A 15634-nucleotide genomic window follows, 5' to 3' on the forward strand; every position below is an offset into this window, starting at 1 on the left:
CCCCCACCCCCGTACCGAAGGCACCACCGCACCATGAGCACAGACGACAAGAACCGCGCCATCGCCGCCGCGATCCTCCCCCTCGTCGGCGGCGCCGGGAACATCAGCTCCGTGGCCCACTGCATGACCCGCCTCCGGCTGGGCCTGCGGGACCGCTCGCTCGTCCAGGACGGGGCCCTGAGGGCCCTGCCGTCCGTGATGGGCGTGGTGGAGGACGACACGTACCAGATCGTCCTGGGCCCCGGCACGGTCGCCCGCGTGACCCCCGAGTTCGAGGCCCTGGTGGCCGAAGGGGCCGCGGACACCACGGACGCCGCAGACGCCTCGGGCGCCTCGGGCTCCCCAGACGCCACGGGCGCCGCGGGACAGCCGCACCGCACCCCGACCGCCGAGGAGCTCGCCGACAAGGGCGCCGCCATCAAGGCGGCCCGGAAGGCCAGGAACTCCACCCCGTTCAAGCTCTTCCTCCGCAGGATCGCGAACATCTTCGTCCCGCTGATCCCCGCCCTCATCGGCTGCGGCATCATCGCCGGCCTCAACGGCCTGCTCGTCAACCTCGGCTGGCTGCCCGGCGTCACCCCGGCGCTCGCCGCCATCGCGAGCGGCTTCATGGCCCTCATCGCGGTCTTCGTCGGCTACAACACGGCCAAGGAGTTCGGCGGCACGGCGATCCTCGGCGGCGCGGTCGCCGCCATCATCGTCTACGCGGGCGTGGCCAAGATCGAGGTCTTCGGCCAGACCCTCTCCCCCGGCCAGGGCGGCGTCCTCGGCGCGCTCGGCGCGGCGGTCCTCGCCGTGTACGTGGAGAAGTGGTGCCGCCGGTGGGTGCCCGAGTCCCTCGACGTCCTCGTCACCCCCACCCTCACCGTGCTGATCTCCGGCCTCGTCACCGTCTTCGGCCTGATGTTCGTCGCCGGCGAGGTCTCGCAGGGCATCGGCGACTTCGCCAACTGGCTCCTGGAGAACGCGGGCGCCGGCGCCGGCCTCGTCCTCGGCGGCCTCTTCCTGCCGCTGGTGATGCTCGGCCTGCACCAGGCCCTCATCCCGATCCACACCACGCTCATCGAGCAGCAGGGCTACACCGTCCTCCTCCCCATCCTCGCGATGGCGGGCGCGGGCCAGGTCGGCGCGGCCATGGCCGTCTACCTCAAGCTCCCCCGCAACGGCTCGATCCGCCGCACCATCAAGTCCGCCCTCCCGGCCGGCTTCCTCGGCGTCGGCGAGCCGCTGATCTACGGCGTCTCGCTCCCGCTGGGCCGCCCCTTCGTCACGGCCTGCGTCGGCGGCGCGGCCGGCGGTGCCTTCATCGGCTTCTTCTCGATGCTCGGCGACAAGGTCGGCTCGACCGCGATCGGCCCGTCCGGCTGGGCGCTCTTCCCGCTCCTCGACGGCAACAAGGGCCTCGGCTCGACGATCGCGATCTACGCGGGCGGCCTGATCGTCGGCTACCTCGTCGGCTTCGTCGCCACCTACTTCTGGGGCTTCAGCCGCGAACTGATCGAGGAGTTCGACGTGGACCCGGAGGCGCAGGCCGCCCCCGCGCCGTCCCCCGCCCCGACCGCCGCCGCCCCGGAGAACGGCACCACCCCGAAGCAGGATCCGGAACAGAAGCCGGAGCCGGAGCCGGTGAAGGTCTGACCCGAGCGGCACGACCCCTCCCGTACGGCTCCTCCCGCCCCGCCCCTCCCAGTACGGCTCCTCCCGCCCCGCTCCTCCCGTACGCCCCCGAAGGCCAAGGCCCCGGCCCCGCGCACCCGCCGCGCGGCCGGGGCCTCCGGCGTCCCGCGGAATTCGGCCGCGCCCGGCGACACCCCCGCGTAGGCTCCCCCGCATGCCCCCCGAACCGGCGCGCGAGCGCGCCACCCGCGGGCCGCGCGGCTTCCGTTAGCCCCGCCGGGACCTCCCCGGCGGTGACCGACGGACGGAGCCCTCCGTGACCCGCACCGCGCACCACCTCTCCGGCGACCGCCACTACGCGTGGGACACGCCCGGAGGGGGACCTTGGCGTGCCACCGTCCTGTACGACCTCCGCTACGGCTCCCGCGCCCTCGCCGAAGCCGCCGGGGCCGGCCGCCGCCCCCGGCCGCAGCGCGTCCGCCGCGCCGTCGCCGTGTACGCGCTGCCCCGCCACGAGCACGGCGACCTGACCTATTCGGCGAACCTCGCCGAACGCCGCGCCCGCCAGGCCCTCCGGGCCCGGCTCACCGCCGCCCGCCGCCTCGCCGACGCCCCCGGCCCCCGCTCCGGCCCGCTCGACCCCGGAGCCGCCGACGCCGTCGACATCCCGCCCGCCCGCCACCGCCGCAGCGTCCTCTGGCTCGCCTGACGGTGCCTAGACTCCGCAAGCATGACGACCACGCACCACGACATCGCCGCGATCGCCGCCGACCTCGCCCCCACCGGGGTCCTGCGGGCCTCCATCAACCTCGGGAACCCGGTGCTCGCCCAGGGCACGCCGGAGGAGCCCGCCGGCATCACGGTCGACCTGTCCCGGGAGATCGGCCGGCGGCTCGGCCTCCCCGTCGAGACGCTCTGCTTCGACGCGGCGCGCAAGTCGTTCGAGGCGATGACCGACGGCCGCGCCGACCTGTGCTTCCTCGCCGTCGACCCGGCACGCGAGAAGGAGGTCGCGTTCACGTCCCCGTACGTCGTCATCGAGGGCGTGTACGTGGTCCCCCGCGACTCGCCGCTCGTCACCGTCGAGGACGTGGACGCGCCCGGCGTGCGCGTCGGCGTCAAGCAGGGCTCGGCGTACGACCTCCACCTCACCCGCACCCTCACCCGCGCCACCGTCGTGCGCGGCGCGGAGGGCGTCGAGGTCTTCCGCACCCTGGACCTGGAGGCCGGCGCGGGCATCCGCCAGCCGGTGGCCGCCTATGTCGCCTCCCACCCCGAAGTCCGCCTGATCGACGGCCGCTTCATGGAGATCCGCCAGGCCGTCGGCACCACGACGACGAAGGCGCCGGAGACGATCGCCTACCTCGTCAGCCTCGTGGAGGAACTGAAGAGGAACGGCTTCGTCACCGACGCCCTGCACCGCTCCCACCAGGACCCGGCCCTGGTGGCACCCTGAGGACTACGCGCCCAGCAGCCGGAGCAGCTCCGCCTCACGCTCCGGGCTCAAACCCGCCCGCCGCTCACGTCCCAGCCCCTGCTCCCGCTCCCAGGCCAGGGTGTCGGCGATCACCTCGGCGCGCGGCCGCTGGCGCAGCCCGGCGGCGGCCGCGGCGGCACCCGAACGCGCCTGGAAGCCGCTCCAGTCCTCCGCCACGATCCACAGCGGCAGCGACTCCGCCCCCATGAACTCCTCGACGCCCTGCTCCAGCAGCCACGCCGACCCGGCCGGCACCACCGCCCCGGTGTGCCCGGCGGCGGCGCGGGACAGCTCGATCCACTCGCCGAGGGGCACGTTCGGCCCCACGGTGTCGTACGTGCCCGTCGCCCCCTTCTCCGCCGAGTCGAGGATCCAGTCGACGAGGTCCCGGACGTCGATGACCCGGGTCGGCAGCGCGGGCTCGTCCGGCACGAGCATCGGCGCCTCCGGCTCCCGCGCGGCCCGCGCCGCCCAGTACCCGGTCCGGCAGCTGACGTCCCCGGGCCCGCCGATGAGCCCGGCCCGCGCGACGAGCAGCCGGTCCCCGACGGCGGCGACGGACGCGCGCTCGCACGCGGACTTGGCCGCCCCGTACGACTCCCGCCCGACCTCGTCGAGTTCGGTCGGCTCCATCAGCTCGGCCGACTCGTCCGCCCCGGGCTCGGCCTGCGAGGCGTAGACGTTCCCGGACGACACGTACGTCCAGTGCCGGGCCCGCCCGCCGAGCGCCGCCAGCGCCCCCTTCACGAAGCCCGGCTGCCAGGACACCTCGACCACCGCGTCCCAGTCCCGCCCGGCCAGCGCGTCGTACGCCCCCGGCTCCCGCCGGTCCGCGACGACCAGCTCGGCCCCCTCCGCCACGCCCCCGCTCTCCCCCCGCGCGAGACACGTCACCGCGTGCCCCCGCTCCAGCGCCCGCCGCGACACTTCGCGGCCCACCCATGCGGTCCCACCGAGTACCAGAATCTCCATGGCCCCAGTCGACCACCGAACCGCCCGCCCCACGAAAGAAGTTCGCCGTCGGCGCACCGAGTGCGCCGACGGCGAACGAAGGGCCGGCCACCCACTCCCGGAACCCACCGGAAACCCACCCCCGCCCGCCCCGGAAAGCCTCCTTCCCGGCCCCCGAAGCCCCCGTGAAGCCCCGTCCGCCCCGCCCCGCCACCCCCGGGGGCACCCCGCCTCCCCCACCCCCTCCACACCCCCGCACAAGCCCTCCCCCGCACCCCCAACACCCCACCTGACCTGGGCATTTACCACTCCCCTCGATACCCTGGAGGTCACGTCGAGGGGAGCTCCACATGGCAGGAACGGACCGCGGCATCCGCACGGTCGAGGACGTACTCGCGCTGCTGGACGGGCTGTTCGCGCCCGCCGCCGACCGGTGGACGCAGGGCGGGGCGGACTGGTGGGACGGCTTCTACGCGGACCGGGACCGGCCGGTGCCGTTCTTCGTCCCGAAGCCGGACGAGAACCTGGTGTCGTACCTGGACCGGGGCCTGCTCACGGCCGGCGGCCGGGCGCTCGACCTCGGCTGCGGCCCCGGCCGCAACTCCCTCCACCTCGCCGCGCGCGGCTACGAGGTGGACGCCGTCGACCTCTCCGCGACCGCGATCCGCTGGGCGGAGGAACGGGCCCGGGAGGCGGGCACGTCCGGGCTCCGCCTCCACCGCGGCGACGCCTTCGCACCCGGCACGGTCGACGGCCCCTACGACCTCGTGTACGACTCCGGCTGCTTCCACCACCTCCCCCCGCACCGCCGCGTCACCTACCTCGCCCTCCTGGACCGCGTCCTGGCCCCCGGCGGCGCGTTCGCCCTGACGGCCTTCGCGGCCGGCGAGGGCGGCATGGGCTCGGAGCGCCCCGACGCCGACTTCTACCGCGAGGGCGCCCTGGAGGGTGGCCTCGCCTACACGGACACGTCCCTCCGCGCGATCTTCGCGGAGTACGAACCGGTCGAGGTCCGCCGCATGCGCCACCGGCCCCCCGCCTCCCCGCACTTCGGCGAGGGCTTCCTCTGGACGGCCCTCTTCCGCCGCCGCCCGTAGAGACACGGGAGGGGGAGGCCCGGGACCTCCCGGACCTCCCCCTCCCGCACGACACCGCTAGAACAGGCCCTTGAACCCGTTCCAGCCACCGGCCCCGATCAGCACCCGGCCGCCGTACGCACCGGCCCCATCGCCCGCGTACCGGTACAGCTTCCCGTCCGTGGTCCGCGCGAGGAGATCCCCGCGCCCGTCACCGTTCAGGTCACCGGCCCCGACGACCCGCTTGTACAGCTTCCAGTGCCGGCGCGGCCCTTCACATACGCGGCGCCGTCCGGACCCGGCGGGATCCGGTCGCCCGCGCGGAGGGTGACGCCGAGGTCACGGGGCTCACCGCCCGCGATCGGCACGGTGCGCGGGGAGGCGTACTCGCTGCCGTCGGCGGCCACCGGGAGCGCAGCCTGGACGACGAGCCACTCGCCGACGAGTGCGAAGCGGGACGGGGAGGCCGCGACGGCACACGCGGGCGCCGGCCCGATGCCCCCACCTGCCGGCTGGCGTGATCGTAAAACTGGCCGAAACCCTTCGAGAAGTGGAGGGCCCCGTCCGCCGTCACCCCGGAAATCCCCGCGCCCCGGCCCGCCTCCGCCCCTACCCTCCCCCCATGGGAATCCACCGCACCTCGTACGTGTGCCTCCCCTGCCGCGCCTCCTACAAGCAGGGCGCCGAGCACGGGCCCGAGCACCTCTGCCCCCGGTGCGCGCAGCCGATGACCGGCGTCGGGACGGCCTTCCAGCCGCCCCGGCGGCGGGACACGGAGGGCTGGCGGGTGCTGTCCGTACTGCTGCACGCGGGCGTACGGTTCCACACCAGCTGCTGCCAGGGCTGCGGCCCCGGCTACCGCCCCCGCACCCTCGCCGAGGTGAAGGCCCGCGTCGCACACGCCCGCCGGACGGGCGAGCCGCTCGCCGAGGCGCTCGTCCGGCCGGTGGTCTGAGACGGGCGCGGAACGCGCCGAGGGCGGCACCCCCCTGTTGGGGAGTGCCGCCCTCGGCGTTCGCGTTCAGCTCGCGGGGAGCTGTGAACCGCCGATCCCGGAGGATCAGAAGTCCATGTCACCGCCCGGCATGCCGCCGCCGGCCGGGGCCGCGGCCTTCTCCGGCTTGTCGGCGATGACGGCCTCGGTGGTGAGGAACAGCGCGGCGATCGACGCGGCGTTCTGCAGCGCGGAGCGCGTCACCTTGGCCGGGTCGATGATGCCCTCGGCGACCAGGTCGACGTACTCGCCGGTCGCGGCGTTGAGGCCGTGGCCGGGGGTCAGGTTGCGCACCTTCTCCACGACGACGCCGCCCTCAAGGCCCGCGTTGACCGCGATCTGCTTGATCGGGGCCTCCAGGGCGAGCTTGACGATCGCGGCACCGGTGGCCTCGTCGCCGTCCAGCTCCAGCTTCTCGAAGACGCTGGAGGCCTGGAGCAGGGCCACGCCGCCACCGGCGACGATGCCCTCCTCGACGGCCGCCTTGGCGTTGCGCACGGCGTCCTCGATGCGGTGCTTGCGCTCCTTGAGCTCGACCTCGGTCGCGGCACCGGCCTTGATGACCGCCACGCCGCCGGCGAGCTTCGCGAGGCGCTCCTGGAGCTTCTCGCGGTCGTAGTCGGAGTCGCTGTTCTCGATCTCGGCGCGGATCTGGTTCACGCGGCCCGCGACCTGCTCGCTGTCACCGGCACCGTCGACGATGGTGGTCTCGTCCTTGGTGATGACGACCTTGCGGGCGCGGCCCAGCAGGTCGAGACCGGCCGACTCCAGCTTGAGGCCGACCTCCTCGGAGATGACCGTGCCGCCGGTGAGGATGGCGATGTCCTGGAGCATGGCCTTGCGGCGGTCGCCGAAGCCCGGGGCCTTGACCGCGACGGAGCGGAAGGTGCCGCGGATCTTGTTGACGACCAGGGTCGACAGGGCCTCGCCCTCGACGTCCTCGGCGATGATCAGCAGGGGCTTGCCCGACTGCATGACCTTCTCCAGGAGCGGGAGCAGGTCCTTCACGGAGGAGATCTTGGAGTTGACGATGAGGAGGTAGGGGTCCTCGAGCGAGGCCTCCATGCGCTCCATGTCGGTGGCGAAGTACGCCGAGATGTAGCCCTTGTCGAAGCGCATGCCCTCGGTGAGCTCGAGCTCCAGGCCGAAGGTCTGGGACTCCTCGACCGTGATGACGCCTTCCTTGCCGACCTTGTCCATCGCCTCGGCGATGAGCTCGCCGATCTGGGTGTCGGCGGCGGAGATGGAGGCGGTGGAGGCGATCTGCTCCTTCGTCTCGACCTCCTTCGCCTGGTCGAGCAGGGCGCCGGAGACGGCCTCGACGGCCTTCTCGATGCCGCGCTTGAGGGCCATCGGGTTGGCACCGGCGGCGACGTTGCGGAGGCCCTCGCGGACGAGCGCCTGGGCGAGGACGGTGGCGGTGGTCGTACCGTCGCCGGCGACGTCGTCCGTCTTCTTGGCGACTTCCTTGACCAGCTCGGCGCCGATCTTCTCGTACGGGTCCTCGAGCTCGATCTCCTTGGCGATGGAGACACCATCGTTGGTGATCGTGGGGGCGCCCCACTTCTTCTCGAGGACGACGTTGCGGCCCTTGGGGCCGAGGGTGACCTTGACGGCGTCAGCGAGCTGGTTCATGCCGCGCTCGAGACCGCGCCGGGCCTCCTCGTCGAACGCGATGATCTTGGCCATGTGAAGTGGTCCTCCCGGACATGGGGTGGATAACGCTCCAGGACCGCGCCGACGCCCGCGACGGACGGCCTCCGCGCTCCGTGTGGTTCCTTGCCCCACCCGGGTCGGCGGCCTCGTCTGCCCGATCCTCGTAGCACTCTCACCTTCCGAGTGCTAACGCCAATGATTAGCACTCGACCCATGCGAGTGCAAGCGACTCTCGTGGATCGGGCACCTCCACGCCACCCCGCCGGCACGCCCCCGGGCCACCTTCACGGCCCACGGCCGGGCACCCCCGGGCGCGCACCCCAGTCACGCGCCTCCACGCCGCCCCGCCGGCACGCCCCCCGGGCACGCGCCTCCACGCCGCACCGCCGACGCGCCCCGGACACACGCCTCCGCCCCGCCCCGCGCCGCCCGCGCCGCGGCCCTTCCGTCCCGGAACGCGTCGAGGGGCCCGCATCCCTGAGGATGCGGGCCCCTCGACGGCGTTGGCGTCGGTGGCCGATCGCGTCGCGCTCAGGCGGTCACCTTGACCATGTCCGCCTGCGGGCCCTTCTGACCCTGCGAGATCTCGAACTCGACTCGCTGGCCCTCTTCGAGGGCGCGGTACCCATCCATCTGGATGGCGCTGTAGTGGACGAAAACATCCGCACCACCGTCGACCGCGATGAAGCCGTAGCCCTTCTCCGCGTTGAACCACTTGACGGTGCCCTGAGCCATGCCTAACTCCCCTATTACGTACTGGCCCTTGAGCGGATCCGCACTTCACGAACCCGGGTCAGAACCTGCGCCGGAACGCGTCGACCGCCGCTGAATGTATCTGTCCAACTGCCCTCTGCAACAGGGCAATCCATCGGGAATTCTGCGCGGCACGGAAAGGGGAATCGGGAAGAAATCCCTGAATTGCGGGGCAACTCGGGCCGGGCGAAAGGCGCATAAGGGGCAGAGTGTGCGCGCTTTCCGGCCGCCGGTTGTCGCATTCTCGTCAGGTCCGGACCCGCGCTCATATGCGTCCGGCATGATCGACGGAGGGCGCTTCCCCAACTCTACCGCGCTCAACCATGCAGAATTGCCCCCTCCGCTTTCTCTCGCGGAAGGGGCAATTCTGTAGCGAAAGCTACCAACTGGTAAGGGTCAGCAGCCGCCGGCGACCGCCGGGATGATGGAGACGCCCGCGCCGTCCGGCGTCGCGGTCTCCAGGCCCTGCTCGAAGCGGACGTCGTCGTCGTTCACGTAGACGTTCACGAAGCGGCGCAGCTTGCCCTGGTCGTCCAGGACGCGGGCGGCGATGCCGGTGTGGTTCTTCTCCAGGTCGGCGATGACCTCGGCGAGGGTGCCGCCCTCGGCGGGGACCTCGGCCCGGCCGCCGGTGTAGGTGCGGAGGATGGTGGGGATGCGGACGTTCACGGCCATGGCGGCTTCACGGACCTTTCAGTGGGCCAGGCCCGCGTCACGGAACGCGTCCAGGCTCGGGCGGATGGTTGCGGTCGCCTGAGAACTGTCGGCCACGGCGTCCAGGGTCTTGAGCCCGTCGCCGGTGTTGAGGACGACGGTGGTGAGCTCCGGGTCGATGAGACCGGCCTCGACGAGCTTGCGGGTCACGCCGACGGTCACGCCGCCCGCGGTCTCGGCGAAGATGCCCTCGGTGCGGGCCAGCAGCTTGATCGCGTCGACGACCTGCTCGTCGTTCACGTCCTCCACCGCGCCGCCGGTGCGGCGGGCGATGTCGAGGACGTAGGGGCCGTCGGCCGGGTTGCCGATCGCGAGGGACTTGGCGATGGTGTTCGGCTTCTGCGGGCGGACCACGTCGTGGCCGGCCTTGAAGGCGGCGGAGACCGGGGAGCAGCCCTCGGCCTGGGCGCCGAAGATCTTGTACGGCTTGTCCTCGACCAGGCCCAGCTTGATGAGCTCCTGCAGACCCTTGTCGATCTTGGTCAGCTGGGAGCCGGAGGCGATCGGGATGACGAGCTGGTCGGGGATGACCCAGCCGAGCTGCTCGCAGATCTCGTACGCGAGCGTCTTGGAGCCCTCGCCGTAGTACGGGCGGAGGTTGACGTTCACGAAGCCCCAGCCCTCGCCGAGCGGGTCGCCGATGAGCTCCGAGCAGAAGCGGTTGACGTCGTCGTAGTTGCCCTCGATGGCGACGAGGTCACCGCCGTAGACACCGGCCATGACGACCTTGCCCTGCTCCAGGTCGTGCGGGATGAAGACGCAGGAGCGGAAGCCGGCGCGGGCGGCGGCGGCGCCGACGGCGCCGGCCAGGTTGCCGGTGGAGGAGCAGGAGAGGGTGGTGAAGCCGAAGGCGCGGGCGGCCTCGATGGCCTGGGCGACGACCCGGTCCTTGAAGGAGTGGGTCGGGTTGCCGGAGTCGTCCTTGACGAAGAGCCTGCCGGGGGCGACGCCGATCTCGCGGGCGAGGTTGTCGGCCTTGACGAGCGGGGTCCAGCCGGGGTTCAGGTTCGGCTTCTCGGCGACGTCGGCGGGGACGGGCAGCAGGGGCGCGTACCGCCAGATGTTCGCGGGGCCGGCCTCGATCCGCTTGCGCAGCGCCTCCGGGTCGCCGAGCGGCAGCTCGTAGGCGACTTCGAGGGGGCCGAAGCAGAGCTCGCAGGCGAAGATCGGGCCGAGGGCGAAGACCTGGCCGCATTCGCGACAGGAAAGGCCGGACGCGGGGCCGAGGTCAATGGTGGAGGCAGTGGTGTCGGCAGCGGCGGTTGCGGGTGCGACGGTGTTTACAGCCATGGAGGCGAGGCCCTTTCTCCTCATCTTTCCCATGGCGAATTGTTCGCCATGAGACGGATTTGGCACCTTCCCTAGCCGGTGGCCTCGCTGGAGTACGAGAACCGACTGGAGGGTTGCCGGGGCTTCAACGGGCCGTATCCCTCTGCCCCTCTGGATGAGCGGTATTCGATTGTGAGACGCGGGTGGCACCCCGACATGCATCGGGCATCCGCGTTGTTCAAGACTGTAACCGAAGGCTTCGAAGGTGGAGACGGTCGTCCGATCCGCGAGATGGAGATCACGTTGCTGGAAGAAGTGGAGCGCTGGCTGGACCGGCGGTCCTGGTCCGTGTCCGACCGGCCCCTGGAACGGGTGCTCGCCGCCAAGCGGGGGACGACGGTCAGCGTGGTGCTGCCCGCCCTGAACGAGGAGGCGACCGTCGGGGACATCGTCGGCGTGATCCGGCGCGAGCTGATGACCGAGGAGGTGCCGCTGGTGGACGAGCTGGTGGTGATCGACTCGGGCTCCACGGACCGCACGGCCGAGGTCGCCGCGGCGGCGGGCGCGCGCGTGGTCGCCCGCGACGACGTCCTCCCCCGGATCCCGGCGGTGCCCGGCAAGGGCGAGGTCCTGTGGCGGTCGCTCATGGTGACGACCGGGGACGTGGTCTGCTTCGTGGACGCGGACCTCAAGGACTTCTCGGCGGACTTCGTCACCGGCATCGTGGGCCCGCTGCTCACCGACCCGGACGTGGAGTTCGTCAAGGCGATGTACGACCGCTCCTTCGGGGACACCCCGGGTCAGGGCGGTCGCGTGACGGAACTGGTGGCCCGCCCGCTGCTCAACCTGCACTGGCCGCGCCTGGCCGGCTTCGTGCAGCCGCTGGGCGGGGAGTACGCGGTCCGCCGCTCGCTGCTCGAACGGCTCCCCTTCCCGGTCGGCTACGGAGTGGAGCTGGGCCTCCTCGTCGACGCGCTGCACACGGTGGGCCTGGACGCGCTCGCGCAGGTCGACGTGGGCGTGCGCAAGCACCGGCACCAGGACGGGCAGGCGCTGGGCCGGATGGCGGCGGCGATCTACCGGACGGCGCAGCTGCGGCTCTCCCGGGGCCACCTCGTGCGCCCCCGGCTGACCCAGTTCGAGCGCGGCGAGGACGGCTTCGAGCCGCGGACGTACGCGGTGGACACGGAGGAGCGCCCGCCGATGGCCGAGATCGCGGAGTACGCGCACCGCCGCGTGGCCTAGGGCGGGGGGGAGCGACGGCGGGGAGTACGCACACCGCCGCGTGGCGTAACGTCCGTAGATGATGCGCTTTGCCTACATTGCCATTTTATGCGCTTCGTACGATCTCATTCCGCCCGCCTCCTCGGGGCGGGCCTGCTCGCCGCGGGCACGCTCTCGCTGACGGCGGCGGCCGGACCGGCCGCCGCCGATGTCGTCGAACCCTTCGGCCAGCGGTACCAGGAGTCCCTGTACGGCGACTTCACCACCGCCGGCAACACCGTCATGGGCTGCCCGACGGCCCCCGCCGACCTGGCGGCCCGCTGCGCGGCCGCCACGGAGGGCGAGGGCCCGGACGACAACAACACCTTCGTCATGCGGCGCCTCGACACCGCCGGCACCGGTGGCGCGTACGGCTCCAGCACCGCCCGGCTCCGCCTCCCGGAAGGCGCCGAAGTGGCCTACGCCCGGCTGTACTGGGGCGGCCACGACGGCACCTACCGGGGCCCGAGCGGGGCGGCGCTGAACCGCTGCGACGCCTCCGGCGCGGACGTGGAGCCCTCCCCCGGCGACCCGGCGACCACGGCCCCGCTGCTCTCGGCCGGCGGGAGGCCGGCGTCGCCGGTCTCGATCGACAGCATGGTCGTCGACCCGGCCGACACCATCGGCCCGCACTACTACACGGGCGAGTCCGACGTGACCGCCGCCTTCGCGGGCGTCTCCGGGACGGACGCGCCGGTGGCGATCGGGGTGAGCGGCGTGTGGGCGCCGGCCGGCAAGGGCTGCGTGGCCGGCTGGTCCCTGACCGTGGTGTACCGCTTCCCGGGCCCCGACCCGGTGAAGGCGCCGGAGCGGCGCTCCGTCCACGTCCACGGCGGGCACGTGATCCAGCGCCCGGCCTCCCCGGCGACGACGGTCACCGTGGAGGGCTTCCGCCGCTCGCCGGGGAAGGTGCGGGCGAGCGTGACGGCGTACGAGGGCGACCGGAACACGCCCGGCGACGAGTTCCGGGTCGGCGGGAGGAACGTCACCGGGACCCGCACCGGCGACACCGGCAACTTCTTCACCGGCGAGGGCGCCGGCGCGGTCTCCCCCGGCCTCGTCGACAACCTGTCCATCGACGCGAAGGAGTTCGACGTCCCCGAGGGCGCGGTCCCGGTGGGCGCGACCTCCGCCGAGCTGGCCTTCTCCACCGACGGCGACACCTACGTGCCCTCCGGCCTCGCCCTCTCGGTGCCGGTGCCGGACCTGGAGGTCACCAGGACGGCGAGCCCGCGCACCGTGGAGCCGGGCGGCACCCTCACGTACACGATCACCGCGAAGAACGTCAGCGGTCTCGACCACCCGAACGCCTCCTTCGCCGACGACCTCACCGGGACCCTCGACGACGCCGTCCACGCGGGCGACGCGAAGGCGGACCTCGGGAAGGTCGCGTACGAGGGGCCGGGGATCAGCTGGAGCGGTGACGTCCCGGCCGGGAAGACGGCCACCGTCACCTACTCGGTGAAGGTGAAGGACCCGGCGACCGGCGACGGGAAGCTCCGCGGCGCCGTGGAGGTGAGCTCCCCGCGCTCCAACTGCGGCGAGGGCAGCGAGGACCCGGCGTGCGCCGTGACCCAGGTCCTGGAGACCCCGCCCCCGAGCCCGACCCCGCCGACGCCCACGCCGGCGGACCCCACCCCGACGGACCCGACCACGGACCCGACGAAGGATCCGGCCACGGACCCGTCCACCGACCCCACCGACCCGGCCCCCTCGCCCTCCGTGACCACCGCCGCGGCACCGGCCCCCGGCCCCGGCGCCCCGGGCGGCGGCGGCAGCAGCACGGGCGGCGGCGGCGCGGACGGCTCGATGGCCGAGACCGGCTCCGACGGGGAGCGGCTGTGGCTGCTCGGCGCGCTGGCGGTCGTCCTCGCGGCGACGGGCCTGGTCGCGAAGGCGGCGATGCGCGGCCGGCGGATCCGCTAGGCCACCGGCCGCGGAGGCGCCCGCCGTCCGTATCCGGCCGACCGCTGACCGTATACGTACGTTTGAGCGTTTACGGGACGGGCTAGGTTCGCCACATGGCTTCCGTACTCGTGGCATCGAACCGGGGACCCGTCTCGTACACGCTCGGTGACGACGGCACGCTCTCCTCCCGCAGGGGCGGCGGCGGTCTCGTCTCCGGCCTGAGCGCCGTGGACTCGCAGGACAGCCTCTGGGTGTGCGCGGCGCTCGGCGACGGCGACCGGGAGGCCGTCCGGCGCGGGGTCGCCGAGCCCGGCGTGCGGATGCTCGACATCGACCCGGAGGTGTACGCCGACGCGTACAACGGCATCGCGAACTCGGTGCTGTGGTTCCTCCACCACCACCTGTACGACATCCCGCGCGAGCCCGTCTTCGACGCCGCCTTCCGCCGCCGCTGGGCCTCCTACCGCGCCTACAACCGCGCCTTCGCCGAGACCCTGGCCGCCGAGGCGTCCGAGGGCGCTGCGGTCCTGGTGCAGGACTACCACCTGGCCCTCGTCCCCGGCATGCTCCGCGAGCTGCGCCCCGACCTCCGGATCGGTCACTTCACGCACACGCCGTGGGCGTCGTCGGAGTACCTGCGGATGGTGCCGGACGACATCGTCGAGGAGCTGCTGTGGGGCATGCTCGGCGCGGACGAGCTGGGTTTCCACACCTGGGGATGGGCCGGCCACTTCATCGGCTGCTGCTCCCGGCGGGACGACTCCACCGGCACGTCCGAGGGCGTCTGGCCGAGCGGCGACCCCTGGTACGGGGTGGAGTGGCGCCGCCACGACACCGGGAAGGGCCGCACCCGGGTCCAGGTGTACGCGCTCGGCGTCGACGCCGACGACCTGCGGGCCCTCGCCCACCGCCCCCAGGTCGACGAGCGGCTCGCCCGGCTCCGCGAGGAGGTCGGCGGCCGGAAGACCATCGTCCGCGTCGACCGCACCGAGCTCTCGAAGAACATCCTCCGCGGCCTCCTGGCCTACCGGGAGCTCCTCACCACCCACCCCGAATGGCACGACCGGGTCGTCCACCTCGCCTCCGCCTACCCGTCGCGCCAGGACCTGGAGTCGTACCGCGCCTACACGGCCTCGGTGGTGGACCTGGCCGAGGAGATCAACGCGGAGTTCGGCACCGCGGACTGGCAGCCCGTCCTGGTCTCCGTCGAGGACGACTTCACCCGCTCCCTCGCCGCCTACCGCCTCGCCGACGTGGCCCTGGTCAACCCGGTCCGCGACGGCATGAACCTGGTGGCGAAGGAGATACCCGTCGTCTCCGACGAGGGCTGCGCGCTGGTCCTGTCCACCGGGGCGGGCGCCCACCGCGAGCTGGGCAAGGACGCCCTCACCGTCGACCCCTTCGACGTCTCGGCCACCGCCGAAGCCCTCCACGCGGCCCTCACCATGCCGCACGCCGAGCGCGCCGAGCGCACCGGGCGCCTGGCCGAAGCCGCCACCGCCCTCCCCCCGCAGCGCTGGTTCCTCGACCAGCTCGACGCCCTCCGCAACCCGTCCTAGACCCCGTCCGACGGCTCCCGCCGCTCCCGCCCCCAGGCCGCGAGCGGCTCCAGGGCGTCGTTGAGCCGGATGCCGTCCTTGGTGAGCCCGTACTCGACCCGCGGCGGCACCTCCTCGTACGAGACGCGGCGGACGATCCCGTCCGCCTCCATCTCCCGCAGGTGCGAGGCGAGGACCTTCTCCGTGATGCCCGGCACCATCCGCCGCAGCTCCCCGAAGCGCCGCTCCGGCCCCTCGTGGAGCGCCCACAGGATGAGCACCTTCCACTTGCCGCCGATCACCTCCATCGCGGTGTCGATGCCGCAGACGTGCCCGCCGTCGTCGTCCCCGGGCCGGTTGACCGTCGCCATGCCACCCTCCTGACCTGCTCGCTCACCTCAGGGTAACCACCCACTCC

Annotated in this window: 14 protein-coding genes and 1 riboswitch; of the genes, 8 read left to right on the plus strand and 6 right to left on the minus strand. The window is 72.9% G+C overall.

Features of this window, described 5'->3' with window-relative positions; translation table 11 throughout:
* The first annotated feature begins 33 nt into the window (after nt 1-33).
* The 3 genes from ACF1ED_RS32210 (at nt 34) to ACF1ED_RS32220 (ending at nt 3073) form a co-directional block, all read left to right on the plus strand.
* The gene (locus ACF1ED_RS32210) at nt 34-1638 is read left to right on the plus strand and encodes a PTS transporter subunit EIIC (protein ID WP_391766535.1); all 1605 of its coding nucleotides are present in this window, start codon (nt 34-36) and stop codon (nt 1636-1638) included.
* 295 nt (nt 1639-1933) lie between these two features.
* Nucleotides 1934-2326, plus strand: coding sequence for a hypothetical protein (locus tag ACF1ED_RS32215; protein WP_391766536.1), 393 nt, complete (start codon nt 1934-1936; stop codon nt 2324-2326).
* A 21-nt stretch (nt 2327-2347) separates the two neighbouring features.
* Nucleotides 2348-3073, plus strand: a complete 726-nt coding sequence (locus tag ACF1ED_RS32220; protein ID WP_391766538.1) for a transporter substrate-binding domain-containing protein — start codon at nt 2348-2350, stop codon at nt 3071-3073.
* 3 nt (nt 3074-3076) lie between these two features.
* On the opposite strand, the gene ACF1ED_RS32225 is transcribed toward ACF1ED_RS32220, so the two are convergent.
* The gene (locus ACF1ED_RS32225) at nt 3077-4066 is read right to left on the minus strand and encodes an NAD-dependent epimerase/dehydratase family protein (RefSeq protein WP_391766540.1); all 990 of its coding nucleotides are present in this window, start codon (nt 4064-4066) and stop codon (nt 3077-3079) included.
* Between the two features lie 329 nt (nt 4067-4395).
* On the opposite strand from ACF1ED_RS32225, the gene ACF1ED_RS32230 reads away from it, so the two are divergent.
* Together ACF1ED_RS32230 and ACF1ED_RS32235 are read left to right on the plus strand one after the other, a co-directional pair.
* The gene (locus ACF1ED_RS32230) at nt 4396-5142 is read left to right on the plus strand and encodes a class I SAM-dependent methyltransferase (protein WP_391766542.1); all 747 of its coding nucleotides are present in this window, start codon (nt 4396-4398) and stop codon (nt 5140-5142) included.
* A gap of 601 nt (nt 5143-5743) precedes the next feature.
* Nucleotides 5744-6076 carry a deoxyxylulose-5-phosphate synthase gene (locus ACF1ED_RS32235; RefSeq protein WP_391766544.1) on the plus strand — a complete coding sequence of 111 codons (333 nt, stop codon included), beginning with the start codon at nt 5744-5746 and terminating at the stop codon, nt 6074-6076.
* A gap of 105 nt (nt 6077-6181) precedes the next feature.
* Here the strand turns inward: ACF1ED_RS32235 and groL are convergent, their stop codons facing one another.
* From groL to thrC, 4 genes are all read right to left on the minus strand, one after another.
* Nucleotides 6182-7804, minus strand: a complete 1623-nt coding sequence (groL, locus tag ACF1ED_RS32240; RefSeq protein ID WP_043226129.1) for a chaperonin GroEL — start codon at nt 7802-7804, stop codon at nt 6182-6184.
* 498 nt (nt 7805-8302) lie between these two features.
* On the minus strand, nt 8303-8506 hold the full coding sequence (locus ACF1ED_RS32245) for a cold-shock protein (protein WP_362182128.1): 204 nt from the start codon (nt 8504-8506) through the stop codon (nt 8303-8305).
* Between the two features lie 414 nt (nt 8507-8920).
* Nucleotides 8921-9199, minus strand: coding sequence for a MoaD/ThiS family protein (locus tag ACF1ED_RS32250; RefSeq protein ID WP_362523058.1), 279 nt, complete (start codon nt 9197-9199; stop codon nt 8921-8923).
* 18 nt (nt 9200-9217) lie between these two features.
* Complete coding sequence (gene thrC / locus ACF1ED_RS32255) at nt 9218-10528, minus strand: threonine synthase (RefSeq protein ID WP_391766547.1); 1311 nt, start codon at nt 10526-10528, stop codon at nt 9218-9220.
* A 17-nt stretch (nt 10529-10545) separates the two neighbouring features.
* Nucleotides 10546-10689: riboswitch (SAM riboswitch) on the minus strand.
* Nucleotides 10690-10810: 121 nt separating this feature from the next.
* Between thrC and ACF1ED_RS32260 the strand changes: the two genes are divergently transcribed.
* The 3 genes from ACF1ED_RS32260 (at nt 10811) to ACF1ED_RS32270 (ending at nt 15237) form a co-directional block, all read left to right on the plus strand.
* Nucleotides 10811-11752 carry a glucosyl-3-phosphoglycerate synthase gene (locus ACF1ED_RS32260; protein ID WP_391766762.1) on the plus strand — a complete coding sequence of 314 codons (942 nt, stop codon included), beginning with the start codon at nt 10811-10813 and terminating at the stop codon, nt 11750-11752.
* Nucleotides 11753-11839: 87 nt separating this feature from the next.
* Nucleotides 11840-13696 carry a hypothetical protein gene (locus ACF1ED_RS32265; protein WP_391766549.1) on the plus strand — a complete coding sequence of 619 codons (1857 nt, stop codon included), beginning with the start codon at nt 11840-11842 and terminating at the stop codon, nt 13694-13696.
* Nucleotides 13697-13791: 95 nt separating this feature from the next.
* Entirely contained in the window at nt 13792-15237 is a 1446-nt protein-coding gene (locus ACF1ED_RS32270) for a trehalose-6-phosphate synthase (RefSeq protein ID WP_391766551.1), read from the plus strand.
* Here ACF1ED_RS32270 and ACF1ED_RS32275 read toward each other — a convergent pair.
* Nucleotides 15234-15587, minus strand: a complete 354-nt coding sequence (locus tag ACF1ED_RS32275; protein WP_391766553.1) for a winged helix-turn-helix transcriptional regulator — start codon at nt 15585-15587, stop codon at nt 15234-15236. The genes ACF1ED_RS32270 and ACF1ED_RS32275 overlap by 4 nt on opposite strands.
* Between the last annotated feature and the right edge of the window lie 47 nt (nt 15588-15634).

It is taken from the genome of Streptomyces sp. NPDC014656 (genome assembly GCF_043084305.1).
In the GTDB taxonomy this organism is placed as follows: Bacteria; Actinomycetota; Actinomycetes; order Streptomycetales; family Streptomycetaceae; genus Streptomyces.

What these genes read in the sequence shown, in the direction of transcription:
- groL (WP_043226129.1), bottom strand. Translation starts at nt 7,804, where the DNA reads ATGGCCAAGATCATCGCGTTCGACGAGGAGGCCCGGCGCGGTCTCGAG.
- ACF1ED_RS32270 (WP_391766551.1), top strand. Translation starts at nt 13,792, where the DNA reads ATGGCTTCCGTACTCGTGGCATCGAACCGGGGACCCGTCTCGTACACG.
- ACF1ED_RS32265 (WP_391766549.1), top strand. Translation starts at nt 11,840, where the DNA reads ATGCGCTTCGTACGATCTCATTCCGCCCGCCTCCTCGGGGCGGGCCTG.
- ACF1ED_RS32220 (WP_391766538.1), top strand. Translation starts at nt 2,348, where the DNA reads ATGACGACCACGCACCACGACATCGCCGCGATCGCCGCCGACCTCGCC.
- ACF1ED_RS32230 (WP_391766542.1), top strand. Translation starts at nt 4,396, where the DNA reads ATGGCAGGAACGGACCGCGGCATCCGCACGGTCGAGGACGTACTCGCG.
- thrC (WP_391766547.1), bottom strand. Translation starts at nt 10,528, where the DNA reads ATGGCTGTAAACACCGTCGCACCCGCAACCGCCGCTGCCGACACCACT.
- ACF1ED_RS32225 (WP_391766540.1), bottom strand. Translation starts at nt 4,066, where the DNA reads ATGGAGATTCTGGTACTCGGTGGGACCGCATGGGTGGGCCGCGAAGTG.
- ACF1ED_RS32235 (WP_391766544.1), top strand. Translation starts at nt 5,744, where the DNA reads ATGGGAATCCACCGCACCTCGTACGTGTGCCTCCCCTGCCGCGCCTCC.
- ACF1ED_RS32250 (WP_362523058.1), bottom strand. Translation starts at nt 9,199, where the DNA reads ATGGCCGTGAACGTCCGCATCCCCACCATCCTCCGCACCTACACCGGC.
- ACF1ED_RS32245 (WP_362182128.1), bottom strand. Translation starts at nt 8,506, where the DNA reads ATGGCTCAGGGCACCGTCAAGTGGTTCAACGCGGAGAAGGGCTACGGC.
- ACF1ED_RS32275 (WP_391766553.1), bottom strand. Translation starts at nt 15,587, where the DNA reads ATGGCGACGGTCAACCGGCCCGGGGACGACGACGGCGGGCACGTCTGC.
- ACF1ED_RS32210 (WP_391766535.1), top strand. Translation starts at nt 34, where the DNA reads ATGAGCACAGACGACAAGAACCGCGCCATCGCCGCCGCGATCCTCCCC.